General features: G+C 51.6%; 12 protein-coding genes. 7 read left to right on the top strand and 5 right to left on the bottom strand.

The genetic code is table 11. From position 1 onward, the window contains the following. Positions 1-246: 246 nt before the first annotated feature. The gene (gene gatB / locus AKG35_RS11395; RefSeq protein WP_011131503.1) at positions 247-1,734 is read right to left on the bottom strand and encodes an Asp-tRNA(Asn)/Glu-tRNA(Gln) amidotransferase subunit GatB; all 1,488 of its coding nucleotides are present in this window, start codon (positions 1,732-1,734) and stop codon (positions 247-249) included. 118 nt (positions 1,735-1,852) lie between these two features. On the opposite strand from gatB, the gene AKG35_RS11400 reads away from it, so the two are divergent. The 3 genes from AKG35_RS11400 to AKG35_RS11410 all read left to right on the top strand — a co-directional run bounded on the left by AKG35_RS11400 (position 1,853) and on the right by AKG35_RS11410 (position 5,302). Continuing rightward, positions 1,853-2,962 (top strand): FAD-dependent oxidoreductase, encoded by a 1,110-nt coding sequence (locus tag AKG35_RS11400; protein WP_041384764.1) that lies wholly within the window; start codon positions 1,853-1,855, stop codon positions 2,960-2,962. A 914-nt stretch (positions 2,963-3,876) separates the two neighbouring features. Further along, entirely contained in the window at positions 3,877-4,905 is a 1,029-nt protein-coding gene (locus tag AKG35_RS11405) for a cyclic nucleotide-binding domain-containing protein (RefSeq protein WP_011131505.1), read from the top strand. 4 nt (positions 4,906-4,909) lie between these two features. Further along, positions 4,910-5,302, top strand: coding sequence for a hypothetical protein (locus AKG35_RS11410; protein ID WP_011131506.1), 393 nt, complete (start codon positions 4,910-4,912; stop codon positions 5,300-5,302). Between the two features lie 75 nt (positions 5,303-5,377). Here the strand turns inward: AKG35_RS11410 and AKG35_RS13590 are convergent, their stop codons facing one another. Then, entirely contained in the window at positions 5,378-5,515 is a 138-nt protein-coding gene (locus AKG35_RS13590; protein ID WP_236069598.1) for a hypothetical protein, read from the bottom strand. Between the two features lie 173 nt (positions 5,516-5,688). Between AKG35_RS13590 and AKG35_RS11415 the strand changes: the two genes are divergently transcribed. From AKG35_RS11415 to AKG35_RS11425, 3 genes are read left to right on the top strand one after another with little or no spacing between them, the layout of a single operon-like run. Beyond that, positions 5,689-7,659 carry an ATP-binding cassette domain-containing protein gene (locus AKG35_RS11415; RefSeq protein ID WP_011131507.1) on the top strand — a complete coding sequence of 657 codons (1,971 nt, stop codon included), beginning with the start codon at positions 5,689-5,691 and terminating at the stop codon, positions 7,657-7,659. Then, positions 7,656-8,780: a biotin/lipoyl-binding protein gene (locus tag AKG35_RS11420; protein WP_011131508.1), complete on the top strand. Its 1,125-nt coding sequence runs from the start codon at positions 7,656-7,658 to the stop codon at positions 8,778-8,780. Before AKG35_RS11415 ends, AKG35_RS11420 begins: the two co-directional genes overlap by 4 nt. Positions 8,781-8,792: 12 nt before the next feature. Beyond that, a complete protein-coding gene (locus tag AKG35_RS11425) occupies positions 8,793-11,006 on the top strand; it encodes an NHLP family bacteriocin export ABC transporter peptidase/permease/ATPase subunit (protein ID WP_011131509.1) in 2,214 nt (737 codons plus the stop codon). 19 nt (positions 11,007-11,025) lie between these two features. On the opposite strand, the gene AKG35_RS11430 is transcribed toward AKG35_RS11425, so the two are convergent. The 3 genes from AKG35_RS11430 to ndk all read right to left on the bottom strand — a co-directional run bounded on the left by AKG35_RS11430 (position 11,026) and on the right by ndk (position 14,346). After that, a complete protein-coding gene (locus tag AKG35_RS11430) occupies positions 11,026-12,954 on the bottom strand; it encodes an adenylate/guanylate cyclase domain-containing protein (protein ID WP_011131510.1) in 1,929 nt (642 codons plus the stop codon). A 75-nt stretch (positions 12,955-13,029) separates the two neighbouring features. After that, positions 13,030-13,824 carry a FecR domain-containing protein gene (locus tag AKG35_RS11435; RefSeq protein ID WP_011131511.1) on the bottom strand — a complete coding sequence of 265 codons (795 nt, stop codon included), beginning with the start codon at positions 13,822-13,824 and terminating at the stop codon, positions 13,030-13,032. A gap of 63 nt (positions 13,825-13,887) precedes the next feature. Next, positions 13,888-14,346: a nucleoside-diphosphate kinase gene (gene ndk, locus AKG35_RS11440; protein WP_011131512.1), complete on the bottom strand. Its 459-nt coding sequence runs from the start codon at positions 14,344-14,346 to the stop codon at positions 13,888-13,890. Between ndk and AKG35_RS13675 the strand changes: the two genes are divergently transcribed. Then, positions 14,339-14,473, top strand: coding sequence for a hypothetical protein (locus tag AKG35_RS13675; RefSeq protein ID WP_268869574.1), 135 nt, complete (start codon positions 14,339-14,341; stop codon positions 14,471-14,473). The two genes, ndk and AKG35_RS13675, sit on opposite strands and share 8 nt — an antisense overlap. Positions 14,474-14,751 lie beyond the last annotated feature (278 nt).

Consider the following 14,751-nt stretch of genomic DNA (forward strand, 5'->3'; position numbering starts at 1 on the left):
GGATTTGTCAAACTGCTTTAAGTTTTTAGGCGTCCAGCAATACCATCAGGAGACCTCTTACTATTTCGAGCAACTTCTTTTAAGAAAGTCTTGAGAGGAACCAATCAACGGATGCTTATAATAGATATGCAAATCATAAATTTGCATATAGCATATATTTCTCATCAGTCAAACAAGTTATATGAGTTCGATCTACCGCATTAACAAAAGAACTATTGCTAGCTTTTGATTAAGCTGCCAAGGGAATCAACCCTTCAACTTCTTGCTGAGAATCTGATTGGCGAGCTTGGGATCGGCTTTACCGCCAGTCTTTTTCATCAGTTGACCAACAAAGAAACTCTGCAGCTTGGTCTTTCCGCCGCGGAAGGCCTCTACTTCCTGAGGATGAACGGCCAACAATTCCTCCACAATCGTTGTGATAGCCGCCGGATCACTGATCATCCCAAGCCCACGCTGATCAACAATCGCCTCGGGTGAGCCGCCCTTCTCCAGCAACTCAGGCAAGATTTCCTTGGCGATCTTGCCGCTGATTTTGCCGCCGTCGATCAGTTGCACCATCTCTGCCAACTGCTCCGGTCGAAAGGGCAACGTGGAATAAGAAATACGATTGGCATTCACGTAAGCAGCAAGATCGCCTTGGATCCAATTCGCCACTCCCTTCGCCTCGGCACCTGCCGCCACTGCCGCCTCGAAGTATTCCGCCATCGGATACTCATCAGTAAGCACCCTGGCGTCATACACCGACAAACCAAACTCTTCGGCATAGCGATGACGCTTCGCTGCCGGTAACTCGGGTAGTTCATCTCGCCAACCCTCACGTACCGATGCCATCACCTCAATCGGACCTAGATCAGGGTCCGGAAAATAGCGGTAATCGCTGCTGCCTTCCTTCGAACGCATGCTCTTGGTGAGTTGCTTGCCCTCATCCCAAAGGCGGGTTTCCTGCACCACTGCTTCACCGGCCTCATAGACCTTGATCTGGCGCTGAATCTCGTACTCACAAGCTTTCTGGATTGCCGAAAACGAGTTCATGTTTTTGATCTCAACCTTGGTGCCAAAGGGAGCATCGGCTCCTTGGCGCACGGAGATATTGACATCACAACGCAAAGAACCTTCCTGCATGTTTCCATCAGATACCCCTAGATAACGCATGATCCTGCGAATCTCCGAGGCATATTCCGCCGCCTCACGCCCAGTGCGCAGATCAGGCTTGCTAACAATTTCGGCTAACGCAACGCCAGCCCGGTTGTAATCCACCAGGGAGTGGGTGGAGCCAGCGAGCCGATCGCTACCAGCATGAACGAGCTTGCCGGCATCCTCCTCCATATGGAGACGCTCGATGCCAATACGCTTGAGATAAGTGTCCTTCCCCTTCTCCGCAACTTCCACCTCAATCCAACCTTCTTCTGCAATCGGCTCATCAAATTGAGAGATCTGATAGTTCTTCGGTAGATCGGGATAGAAATACTGTTTGCGATCAAACTTGCTGTGCTCAGCAATGTTGAGGTTGAGTGCCATCGCCGCCTTGACCGCGTACTCCAACACCATCTGATTCAGCACCGGCAACGTGCCAGGCAGGCCACACACAACAGGGTCGATGTGGGTGTTGGGATCGTCGCCAAAGGTCGTGGAAGCGCATGTGAAGATTTTGCTATTGGTGCCTAGCTGCACGTGGGTCTCCAGACCGATCACGGCTTCCCATGCGCCGTTAGCCGAGCTGGTGGCCAATGTCATTGCCGATCTCCAATCACTAAATATGTTCTTGATCCTATGGAAAGGTTCCCTCACATGGCCGCAGTTGGGTCAACAGGCTGAAACACTGAACTGATCTGGACTGTTCTTTGCATTGACGATGGCAGCAATGCGTACTGAATCAGTACTGATCCTGGGAGGCGGCTTGATGGGCCTAGCTTTAGCCCACAAATTGGCACGGCGCGGCAGCGCAGTAGAAGTCCTCAGCAGACGCCGCAATGAGGCCGCTGGCTTCGTTGCGGCCGGCATGCTTGCACCCCATGCTGAAGGCCTCAGCGGAGAGCAACTACGGCTAGGCCAATTAAGCCTGGATCTCATCCCAGCCTGGGTGAACCAAATCGAAACCGACAGCGGCCTCTGTTGCGGTCTGCGCCAATGCGGGATTGTGGTGCCCTTCGCCACAGCTACGCAGCGAGATCTCTATCCCACCGCCTACTTAGGTGAGACCCTCGATCGTTCAGGCCTGGAGCGAGAAGTACCAGGCATTGGACCTAACTGGCAGGCCGGCTTGCTCTTCAGCCAAGATGGCCAAATTGACAACCGAAGGCAATTAATGCGGGCCCTGGAGACAGCCTGCGTGAGCCTTGGAGTTCGCTTCCAGGAAGGGGTGAACGTGCAAGAACTCCTTCAAGATGGCAATACCTTTAAGGGAGTGCGCGTACGCAACGCTGAAGGAGAGCTACACACACTTACTAGTAAAGAAGCTGTGCTCTGCTGCGGTGCCTGGAGCGCCCAACTGCTCCCAGAGCTATCTATTTACCCGGTAAAAGGCCAAATGCTTTCGCTCCAAGGGCCACGAAATGCCTTAACACGAATTGTGTTTGGCCCAGGCACTTACCTCGTACCTCGTGAAGATGGGCTACTCGTGGTGGGAGCCACCAGCGAACCAGATGCCGGCTTTACAGAAGGCCTCACCCCTTTTGGCCAACGACAACTGCAAGCAGGCATTGCTTCACTGCTACCGCAGGCAAACCAATGGCCACCGATGGAGCGCTGGTGGGGGTTCCGACCTTGCACACCTGACGGAGGACCACTACTTGGCCGCTCATCCGTTGATGGCCTCTGGCTGGCAACTGGACATCACCGTAATGGAGTGCTGCTCGCCGCCATCACAGCTGAATTAATCGAAACATGCATCAGCAGCAAGGGAATCAACGCAGAACAAATTCAGATACTAGAAGCATTTCAGTGGAATCGATTTACGGCATAAATATGCCAATTAAACCATGCAGCGATGGATCCATGACAATAATTTCTCTTCGTCAATTGACTTCAGAAATTTGAGTTGAATCGCAATTCAATCCACACCATAAAGCTGCAGAATGATGCTTCCATTCTAGCGAGGCATCATTTTCAACACCATAGGAAATCTAAGCAATAGGTCATACTATTAACGGATCACAAAGGTCCCTTGATTCACAGCAAATTATCCAAGCATTAGCGAATGCCGACGGCTAACATAAGCAATACAAAGCCATTTTCCTGGCCTATCTGCAAAATCATAAAAAACAAGCAGATGGGCTTGCGAGATCCCTTGATATTACAAAGACATAGACCTAGGTCATAAATCTGAAACCACATTTCACCTCCAGTACAATGACCAATTCGCTCATACGAATTGTCTGAAAACTCTCCAAAAAAGACCGAAATTCGATGGAATTAAAACATCCGAAAGATGCCAATCATCACGCGAGTCATTGCGGCGGAATGCAGTCCCAGTGCATGAGCATTACGACAGGCTCAGCCAAACCACAACATCAAACTGCTTTTCGAAAACCAAGACTTCTGCCGAGACTCAGGCCTCCAATCATCAACAGGCAAACACCTGCTTGCCTCAACAATCAACTTGTCCATGAATCATGACATCTGACCTGCCTGAATCACAGCGCAATCTGCCAGCAAAGGGAGTCCCAAGGCAACCAGGGCAGAGTTTATTGAGCGATAAAATACCATTAACCTCATCCCATCTGAAGCAGTTAATGAAAACTATCTGCTCTGAAAATCTACTACCCCTCTCAGGCTTCTACTTGCAGCATTGACTTGCCACAAAAAGAGCTGTGAGCTTGACAAAAGTTTAAGCAAAGTATCTGAATCTCACCTTCAGGCAAAACAAGGTCCAATCAAATGCACAATGAAATTGTGACTGGAAATGTCTTGCCATTTAACATCTTTGAAAAGGCAGATTCCAAGCTGCTGGCCTGGATTCGTGATGTCTCTGTCGTAAGGGAAATCACAACCTCCTGTCGTCTGATCGAAGAAGGCAGCACTCCGGACGGCTTGTTTGTAGTTGAGTCAGGAGCAATCACGGTTTGCACCAAGCAAGCTGATGGTGGAAGCTTGTCACTCGCCAGCCTAAAAGTAGGCAACCTGGTGGGAGAGATGAGCTGGCTGGAAGAACGTCCAGCAGTGGCAAGCATTGATGCTGGTCCAGGAAGTCGTCTGCTCCAAATCCCTAGAGAGGCTCTGGAGTCAATCAATCAATCTGAGGCTTTCATTTGCCATCTCCTCTATCGCCTCATCGCTGAAAAACTGGCCCTCCAAGTGCAAGGCCAAAACATATGGGTTCATCGTATTGCCGGGACTGACCAGGAACCCCTCCGCAAAGTTCTGGTGCTATTCGCAGAACTCGAAGAGAAGGATGTGGCCTGGATCGCCAGGTCCGGTAAATTCAAACGTCTTGTCGCTGGAGACGTTCTCCTTCAAGAGGGAGATAATGTGCCTGGCCTCTATCTGCTGCTCGCTGGAGAGGCCAGGATCAGTATCACTGAAAACGGAAGCTGGCAATCGGTAGGCAGCTCTCGACGCGGTGAACTACTCGGTGAGCTCACAATGCTCAACCCTCAAGCAGCCGGAGCCACCGCCAATGTGGACACAGTCACAGGCCTAGAGCTACTGGTGCTCGACAAAGAGGAACTCAGCATGACCCTCAACGCAGATCCAAGGCTGGCTAAGCGTTTCTACAAAGGCATCGCACGCATGCTCTCCCAACGCAGCCGTGATCAACTCCTCAGCCGTGGATTTGCTGAAGCAAGCCGCATAGCCGAGGAACTCATCGACAACGAACAGCTTGGTCTTGATCAACTATCGGCCATCAGTTCAGCCGGGTTGCGTTTTGACTGGCTGTGCAGACAATTTCAGGACAAGGAGGGCTGATGTCTTGAAACTGCTACCCGGTGAAGAGCAACCATGGCCCTCTAACCCTTTGAAGGTTACTGAGGGAGAGATAAGACTGATCCTTGAGCAACGCTCTAAGGAAGGATCCCTTCACTCAAGACTTGGCCTGCTGAGCCTGAATGAAGGCGCAATCCTGCCTGGCTTACCTATTGATGGTCTCAATAGCACCAGCCAACTTCGCATCAAAGCAATCACTACCAGTGTGTTGACGTCGCTGAACAGCTCTGATCCAGAACAACAAGAAGGACTGGAAATTCTGCAAGCGTTGCTATGGGAGAAACTTAACCATCGTCCTGAGAAAACAAACTCCAGCAAAGTTGCTCTAGCAAACTTCTGGCAGCCCACCATCAACAAGCCTGGGAGCAACACCACTTAAGACAACACAGTCATGAGCCCCTGAGCCAACAAAGCGAAGAGCATCTATTCCGCAGTCTTGAGGCAGCTAGTCAAGCTAGCCAGAGCCAGCCACAGCAGCACCTACAAGAAACTGTTCGTCAAGATCCTCTTCTGGCCTGCGTCGCGACCCTGGCCCAACAAGGCTCAACATCAGCGAAGGCACCAATTCGAAACACGCCTGACCCGCGCTCAAGGTTACTGCTGATTCTGGAATCGGCAGGTTTAATCGGACGGGATGTACTGCTCAACGACAACCTGCTGGAGAAAGATTGCGGGGACCTCATCGGTTTTCTCGAGCAGACGCCTACAAGCCCAATTGTCCTTCATTCCACTGCCAACGGCTATCGCGTCTGGGCTCCCGAGCGAATGGCAAAGCCGATACCACTCTCCCAAGCAAGCCAACTACTTGAAGAACTAAATCCAAGGGTGATGGCCATCAGCCCCAAATTCCAAACCAAGGATCTAACCACCTTGGGGCTTTTGCGTTTTACCTATGGACAACCAAACAATCTCGCCAGATTTGTAATCACTGGTCTGCTCTTGGGAATCACATTAGGTTTCTTACTCGCTATTGGGCGAGAGGTCGGTGCTGCTCGCTGGATCTTCGGAATGGGGGTCACCGGATTGGCAGCTGGGGCATGCCTCGGACTACTCACCGGCGGCTTCCGTATCGGCGTTGGCGTGATGTTTTTGGCAACTCTTCTGAGCTTGCTGACCCCCACGTTCAACACCGTGATTACAAACTCGGCGTTGCCCGACAGAGACCTTCTTCTATTGCTGCAAATAGGCCTAATTCTTATCGCTGCTGGTATCACACGAGTGGCATTGGAATGGATCCAAAGCAGGTCTTTCCAAATCACCCAACAAAAAGGGGGGACAAAGTTCCAGCTGGCCAGTATTAAGCACTTGCTAAGTCTGCCGACGGATTTCTTCCGTCAATACAACATCGGCGACCTTCAACTCCGCTTTAATGCACTAGAGCAATTGCGCAGCCAAATCCAAAACCTCTTGGAAGGGGGGCTGATCAAGGTAGTGCTCACCAGTATTTATGTGCTGTTCATGTTGAGGATCAGCGTCAAGTTGACATTGCTGGCGCTAGTCATCTCCATGATGGTGCTTCTGCCGACAGCATTGATCGGTCTGCAAACTCGCCCTCTAAAACGCCAACAGGAGGAGATCGAAGGCCAAGCCCAAAGTCGCAATCTTGAGCTCATCAGCTCCGTATCGAAACTGCGTCTAGCAGGAGCTGAAGCTGCGGCCGCCCGCTGGTGGGGAGAACACTTCCAACGCGTCGTGGTTCTAGAAAATGCTCTGGATATCAAAGAAGCAACTGCCGCACTCCTGCAGGGTGTGATGCCAAACCTTGGCAACCTGCTGCTTTACATCGTGATCACAAAACTGATTGCTGATGCCGCGATGACCCCTGCACTCAATGCACCCAACGCTGGCCAGTTACTTGGGTTTTTCTCAGCCTTCGGAACATTTGTGGGAGGCATGGCCAGCTTCGCTGGGCTTGCAGTTGCAGCCTTCGATATGCCTGTCCTCTATGAACGAGCAAAGCCTTTACTGACAACCACACCAGAAGTTTTCGATGAAGCCATCGAACCAGCAGAGCTGCGTGGAGCCATCAAGCTCGACCGCGTGAGTTATCGCTATGCCCCAGATCTGCCCCTGGTTCTAGATAACGTAAGCCTGAATGCAAACCCAGGGGAATTCATCGCTCTGGTAGGTCCTTCAGGATCAGGCAAATCAACAATCGTGCGCATGCTGCTGGGATTTGGCAAGCCTGAAAACGGAGAAATCAGATATGACAATCAGCCGCTTAATGGCTTACGCATCGAAAGCTTGCGGCGTCAAATTGGCACAGTGCTACAAAGCAATAGCCTATTCAGCGGCAGCCTGATGGAGGCTATCGCCGGAGGATGCCTGATCAATCAAGAGGACGCCTGGGCTGCTGCTGAGATGGCAGGCCTGGCAGACGACATCCGCGAAATGCCAATGGGACTACAAACCATTGTTTCTGAGGGAGGGGGGACCCTCTCAGGTGGCCAACGCCAACGAATTGCGATCGCCCGAGCCTTGGTGCGGAAACCTCAAATTCTAATCTTTGATGAAGCCACAAGCGCCCTGGACAATCACACCCAAGGAATTGTGAGTCGCAGCCTTGAAACACTAAGCATCACACGTTTGGTCATCGCCCATCGACTGAGCACAATTCGCCACGCCGATCGCATTATTGTGCTGGAGAAAGGTCAAGTCCAGCAACAAGGCACATTCGAAAGTCTGATGAATGAAGCTGGGCTATTTGCCCGCTTAATGGAGAGGCAGGTTGCATGAGCCTGTTTCGAAAAAATGCTCTAGATGCATTATCCAGCCCTGAACAACTAGACCAGCCTCTTGAATTGCTCAGACCAAGTTACTGGCTTTTACTGATCTCACTATTGGGGTTCAGTCTGAGCATTCTGCTGTGGTCAATATTTGGCCGTTTACCCGTAAGAATCGAAGGACGTGGCGTCTTAGTTAGAACAGAAAACTTACAGTGGGTTCAAAGCGAAATTAATGGCCGCCTCAAAGAATTCAAGGTTAATGTGGGGGATTGCATCAAGCAAGGAACACCTCTTGCCGTCATTGACCCAGTGCAATTAGAGCTAGAACAACAAAAAGCAAACAACCAGCTTGAGATTCTAATCGCCAATGATGCAAGTTTAGACCTCATTGCTATCCAACGGGAAGATGAGCTCAGGAAAAGCACAGCACGCTGGAAATTGGCATTTCAAAAGAATGCGGTGAGTCAAGTCGAATGGGATCAAAGAGTCCAACGACTCTCTGAGCTGTTATACAACCTAGAGACAAGTAACAACCAACGTGAACAATTAATTATTCAGAAACAAAGCGAAATTGTTGCCCTAGAACAACAAATTGCACGAACAGCAACCGTGAAAGCACCTCAAGCAGGCTGTGTCACCGACCGCCATGTCCAATTAGGGCAAGTGGTGCAACCAGGCGTCACACTGTTTGAACTTGAGCGAGACAAAGACGCCAATACGCTTCAAAGCCTGGCCTTCTTCCCAGCAAAAGATGGTAAACGCCTTCGTATCGGTCAACCAGTTCGCGTGACACCAACAACGACCAAAGCACAACGCCATGGTGGCATCGAAGCTGAAATCCTCAAAGTGCGTCGTTTACCAGTCAGCAAAGAGGCCGTCATCAATCGGCTCTACAACAAAGAATCACTGTTCAAGGCCATAAATACCGAAGACGAAGGTCCACTGATCGAAGTCGCCACGTCCTTAGCCAAAGACCCAACAACACCTAGCGGTTATGACTGGGGCGGCAGCAAAGGACCAGACCTACAGCTCACAGCAGGCACACCAACAACGCTGAGAGTGCTTGTAGAGCAAAGGCGACCAATCAGCTATGTGATCCCTCTATTGAGAAATCTCAGTGGGATCTACTGAGGGATATAAGACATGAACCTGCAGCCTTTCTGTCGTCAACTCTGGATCCGCATCCAAGCTCGTCTCAGCAAGCAGTGGGTACGTACCCCAACATTGCTGCAATTGGAAAACACGGAATGCGGGGCAGCCTCCCTCAGCATCATCCTCCAGTACTACGGCCGTTATGTACCGCTGACCCAACTGCGCGAACTTTGTGGCGTCTCACGCGACGGCAGTGATGCGGCCAATTTATTACTTGCGGCCGAAAGCCTAGGCCTCAAAGCAAAAGGATTCAAAAAAGGATTGCTGGCTTTAGAACAAATCCAGCCACCAGTCATCGTGTTTTGGGAATTCAACCATTTCCTCATCCTCGAAGGTTTCATTGGTAATCGGGTGGCCCTCAATGATCCAGCTCTCGGTCCTCGAACTGTCAGTCGCGAAGAATTCGATACCAGTTACACCGGCATTGTCCTAACGCTGGAGCCAGGTCCAAACTTTCAAAAAGGCGGAAAGGCACCATCAGTCTGGCCAGTGGTTTGGCGGCGCTTAAGCCTTGAACCCAAAGGAGCCCTTTTCATTCTGCTAGCTGGTCTGCTGCTGATCCTGCCCCAGCTGGTGATGCCGATCTTTGCCCAGATCTATATGGATGAGATTATCGGCAATCAAATCCAAACGTGGTTAAAGCCAATGTTGTGGGGCATGGCCCTCACCATCAGCCTGCAAGTGGTGCTGCAGCATCTTCAGCTCATCGGAACACGCGCCCTGGAGAGGCGACTAACCCGACGCTTTGCTGCACAATTTGAGCACCAGGTTCTGGCCTTACCAGAGCGTTATTACGCCCAACGCTATGCATCAGATATAGCCAGCAGGGTTTCTAGTAATGCCCGAATTGCTGAATTCATCGGCGGAGAACTGATCCCCATGCTCACCGGCATTGTTCTGCTGGTGTTTTATCTGGTCTTGACTTTGCTCTACAGCCCAATTCTAGGACTGCTAGTAGGCGTGACTACTGGGATCAACGCCCTCGTTGTAGCCATCAACCTTCGAGTACAACAAGACTCTAGTCAACAGCTCCAAAAAGATGGGGCCAAAGCTGGCGCAGTCGTGGTCAGCGCCTTGCAAAATATCGACACCGTAAAAGCAGCAGCCGTAGAAAGCGACATCTTTAGACGCTACGCGGGTTACCAGAGCCGACTCCTCAACACTGTGCAAAAGCTCCAACTTCTCAACGCACGGATCAGGGTGATCCCCAGCGCCATGACCACCTTGAACGAGGTCGCAATTTTGTTAGTTGGATTTTTCCTGGTGATTCAAGGCCAGCTCACTCTAGGAATGCTCCTGGCAGCCCAAACCATTGCCAGCAACCTAAAAGCGGAAATCGAAAACGTGATTGGCTTCGTGCAGAGCCTGCCCGACTTGGAAGCTGAAGTACTTCGCCTGGAAGATGTTCTTGAACAACCTCGAGACCCATTACTAATCGACGCACCAAAAATTCAGGACTGGAATAGCGACAGGGAACGCCTATCAGGTGCCATCGAAATTCAAGACCTCTACTTCGGCTACATGCCGCTTAACCCCCCTCTCATCAATGGACTACGTCTATCCATCCAACACGGCCAAAAGATTGCTTTTGTCGGAGGCAGTGGCTCTGGTAAAAGCACAATCGCCAAACTGCTTGCCGGTCTCTATCAACCTTCCTCAGGACAAATCCTCTACGACGGTATTCCGCTGAACGAAATACCACGAGCCATCAGCGTCAGCTCACTTGCGATGGTTCAACAAGATGTACAACTCTATGGATGCAATGTTCGTGAGAACCTCAATCTCTGGAATCACAGCCTTCCAGACAAAGACCTTAGGCAGGCATGTGCAGATGCCCAAATACTCGACACCGTTCTCGGCCTGCCTGATGGCTTTGAAACCGTACTTAGCGAAGGAGGTCGCAACCTTTCAGGCGGTCAACGACAACGGCTCGACATTGCTCGTGCCCTGGTTCAAAACCCCAGCATCCTGATCCTCGATGAAGCCACCTCAGCACTCGATAGCGAAACAGAGCGCTTGGTGGACGAGGCCTTCCGACGTCGTGGATGCACCCAAATCATCGTGGCCCACCGCCTCAGTACCATCCGTGATGCTGACCTAATCTTAGTGCTCGAGCATGGTCAAGTGGTCCAACAAGGTCGCCATGAAGACATGGCTACCGTCACTAATTCTCCCTACCAGAAGCTGTTAGCGGAAGTGGCCTAATCAATGATTTGACAACCCATCACCCTCTCTCAGAAAGGCTATAAACCTCAAGGCGCCCAATCCCCTTTAGCTCTTGCATCCCCAAAGATCGGATAGCAAAACCCTCTCCCGCCAATTCTGAGGTGCGCTGGTCGAAAAGAATAGATTGATCCAGGCTGCGGGTCAATCCCTCTAGGCGGCTAGCAAGGTTGACGGTGTCTCCGATCACGGAAAGCCCCCCAAGCTTGCGACCACCAATACCACCAGCCAAGACGATGCCGCTAGCGATACCAATCCCATTAACCAGAGGCTCCACTCCCTCCGACTGCCAGAGACGATTCATGTGAACAAGCCTCTCACGCATCGCCATAGCACAACAAATAGCGGATTGCGCTTCCGTCGATTCCCCACGACCATCGGGCAAACCAAACACGGCCATCACGGCATCGCCAATAAACTTGTCGAGGAATCCATGGTGGTCCCATACCACCGAACGCATCTCATCAAGATAATGATTGAGCTGCTCAAGATGAACACGAACTCGACCCTGCTCACTGCGCTGTCTAGTCAGAGCAGTGAACCCTTGCAGATCCGCAAACAACACACTGACAGATTTGAGCTGGCCATCAAACAAAGCCTCCATATCACTCGGGTCGCTGAGCATGGGGCCTACAACGGAGGGGTCCACACAACGTTCCAGCCAGCGACGCGTCAAGCGCCGTTTGATCGACATACGTCGATAAGCCTCACCTCCATAGAGCAAAGCACCAACCACCAATGCGACAGGAGGTGTAAGCACGGGAATCCAGACATGACGATGCTGCATCAGCCCATAGCCAAGGACAAACCACAGACCTGCGCATGCAAAAAGCACGCCAAGTCGCCAACCCAAATCGGTGCGATAAAAAGCCAGTAAAAGTGTGAGTAGAACAACAAGGCCAACAAAAGCACCTCTCTGCGGAAGTGACTGGGGCCAGGCCCGCAGTCCATCGCCTGTCAAAGCATTGCCAGTGGAGGTGGCAAGCAACTCCATTCCCGAAAGATCACCGAAGGGTGATGGCAAATCGCTTAACGCGCTTCCACCACCAGAGACAACAACACCCACCAAAACGACAGCCCCATCAACCCGCTCACGACAGGGATGCACCGCCCATTGCCGCGGATTGATCACATTCTTTGCCGACATTCGCAAAAACCCGTGACCAAGGGTTGAGCAGGATCCATCCATCCCGATGGGCTCGGGCTCAGGGCCATAGAAGTTAAGAGTCTGGCCATCAAGGTCCAACTCGAGCGAGCGGCCTGCCTGCTCCAATGCAGCAACTGGCAAAGAATGCAACGCCTCATGACCGAGCGGTTGTTCCAACGTGGTGGCATAAAACTCTGGTTGCAAAAACCGAGCTCCATGCTCAGGGGGAAAGAGATTGCTCAAGCCCAGCGAGAGTTTGTCGAGTTCAGCGGCGTCCACAGCATCAGGACGCAAGAGCGAAATTGCACCGGCGCCGAGTTGATCTTCTGCCTCAACCATTTCTGCCGCCAGTACAAGGTGCTGCTGATGCGGCTCGAGGGCTGCGATAAAAGCCTTGTCGTCTGCTGGCCCGAAGACACTCTCTCCAGCGAAGACCACATTCAAGACCACCACATCAGCACCAGCCGCTATCAAAGGCTCCAAAAGGTCGCCGTAGCGCGCTCTTGGCCAGGGCAGGCTTCCCATTCCCACGGCCCAGAATGGTATCTGCTCCTGCTGCTCAAACCAGAGACCCTCCGCGAGGGTTGCGTCGTCGATCACCACCTGCACGATCTCTGGCGAGGCCAGCCGAGGCCCACGAATCCTGACGAGCTGACCCTCAAGATTGCGTTCCAATGCCCACCAAGGTCGACAAAGCGATGCCGAACAAGATGCCAATAGGGCAGCTGCCAGCGTCAGGACACCAGCCACAAGAAGCACTGGAGCATTTCTAGGAATGCGCATCGGTGCCTGACCTGGGGATCACCTTGCTCACCCAATCAGTATGAAGATCACTCAGATCTTCCAGGGCTCATTGAATCAAAACCGAAAAAATCCACCACCAGGGATCCGAGGGGTAGAGGAAGGCACGATCGTAGGAATTGACGGAATTCTCACTGATGGGAACTGAGATCGCACATAAGATTGGAGTGAAGGCAAAGCAGGGATCTCAGTCTGGAAGCCCTCAAACAAAGGGCCTGCAAAGATGCTGCTGTAATCGCCAGCCGTTAGCTTTCTCAATGCTGAGATCATGCCATCAGGGGTCACCCGAAGCGATTCTCCAGATCTAATGATGACCGGCTCATCACTCAAAGGTTGTTGATCCTGAGCTTGATCCATCCTGGGAGATTGACCAGCTTGAGCTTGAGCTTGAGCTTGAGGCTCCACAGAACGATATTCCACCTCACCCTCCAAAACAGACACCTCAGTAGCCCCATCGTCCGAAACCTGCAAAACGTAATTCGTGCCTCGAACACTCAGTCGGGCTGAACGGGTACAGCCATCTTGCTTCCCGGAGACCAAAATCTGCCCCTGGGTAAGTTGATAGCAACTACTACCTAATTGCATTCTGGAAAACCGATTCAGGCGACCAGATGCTCCGGAATTGAACAAAAGCTGGCCACGACTATCGCCCGTGCGGACTTGCTGTGGCTCAGTAGCCTTTTGATTCACTTTCGCCCGTTGAGAATCGATGTACAACTGATTGCCATCGAGGATCTCCTGCACCATTGCGGTCTCTGCAGCTTGAACCGAGCTCGAAAGCATCATGGCCATCAAACTGAAGCCAGTGAAGAGACCCACTGGCTTCAGGGTCGTGATGTCAGTCCCAATCATCACAAAAGCCTGATCAACAGCGCAATCATTTTGCCCCAATCAGGCACGCGAAATCTTTCAACCTCAGCTTTCAATACGCCAGCTTTGATCTGAAGGAGTCCATGCGTTGAGCTCTTCAGCAGAGAACCAGAGGTTGATCTCAAACTGAGCGGTGTCTGGACCATCTGAGCCGTGGATCACATTACGACCGATGTTCACAGCTAAATCACCGCGGATGGTGCCCGGCTCAGCATCAAGAGGCTTGGTGGCGCCGATCAACTTGCGGGCACTCGCAATCACACCATCACCTTCCCAGACCATTGCAATCACCGGGCCGGAGGTAATGAAATCAACAAGCCCAGCAAAGAAAGGGCGCTCACGGTGCACACCGTAATGCTCACCAGCCAAATCACGACTGGGGGTGACCTGTTTAAGTCCCACGAGCTTGAAGCCCTTGCGCTCAAATCGACCCAGAATTTCTCCCACCAGACCACGCTGGACGCCATCGGGCTTGATGGCAACAAAGGTGCGTTCCATGGCCATGCTGATCAGTCGTTGTTGCGGCCATCGTCCGTGTTGGAGTTACCGCTTGGCAAGCCAACCAATGGCCCTAGATCTGAATCAGACAAGCAGCAATGCCCTAACCCTCAACTACACTGCTCTCCTATAGAGACCTTTCAACAGAGAAATCCAACTAGAAATGGCACACGATCCACATACACAGCAGAGCATTGGGCTCGTGATATCGCAGCAAAGCCTGTTGCAGAGAGGATAACTAAATCATTTAACCTAACAGTTATCCCCGCTATTACCATCGCACCAACTGCTATCGCCAGAAAACTGACAAGGTCCTAAATGATGCACTGTGAAGACATCTTGTTCCCTAGGTAATCATTCTATTCAGCCCTGGCACTTTTTGGAATAACAAACTAGCCCAATCATTCGGTC

Origin of the sequence: Prochlorococcus marinus str. MIT 9313 (genome assembly GCF_000011485.1) — a bacterium.
GTDB lineage: Bacteria > Cyanobacteriota > Cyanobacteriia > PCC-6307 > Cyanobiaceae > Prochlorococcus > Prochlorococcus marinus_D.

Bases quoted from the DNA above. Each gene is read 5' to 3' on its own strand.
- AKG35_RS11435 (WP_011131511.1), bottom strand. From the start codon at position 13,824: ATGATTGGGACTGACATCACGACCCTGAAGCCAGTGGGTCTCTTCACT.
- AKG35_RS11425 (WP_011131509.1), top strand. From the start codon at position 8,793: ATGAACCTGCAGCCTTTCTGTCGTCAACTCTGGATCCGCATCCAAGCT.
- AKG35_RS11430 (WP_011131510.1), bottom strand. From the start codon at position 12,954: ATGCGCATTCCTAGAAATGCTCCAGTGCTTCTTGTGGCTGGTGTCCTG.
- gatB (WP_011131503.1), bottom strand. From the start codon at position 1,734: ATGACATTGGCCACCAGCTCGGCTAACGGCGCATGGGAAGCCGTGATC.
- ndk (WP_011131512.1), bottom strand. From the start codon at position 14,346: ATGGCCATGGAACGCACCTTTGTTGCCATCAAGCCCGATGGCGTCCAG.
- AKG35_RS13675 (WP_268869574.1), top strand. From the start codon at position 14,339: ATGGCCATGCTGATCAGTCGTTGTTGCGGCCATCGTCCGTGTTGGAGT.
- AKG35_RS11420 (WP_011131508.1), top strand. From the start codon at position 7,656: ATGAGCCTGTTTCGAAAAAATGCTCTAGATGCATTATCCAGCCCTGAA.
- AKG35_RS11400 (WP_041384764.1), top strand. From the start codon at position 1,853: ATGGCAGCAATGCGTACTGAATCAGTACTGATCCTGGGAGGCGGCTTG.
- AKG35_RS11405 (WP_011131505.1), top strand. From the start codon at position 3,877: ATGCACAATGAAATTGTGACTGGAAATGTCTTGCCATTTAACATCTTT.
- AKG35_RS11415 (WP_011131507.1), top strand. From the start codon at position 5,689: ATGGCAAAGCCGATACCACTCTCCCAAGCAAGCCAACTACTTGAAGAA.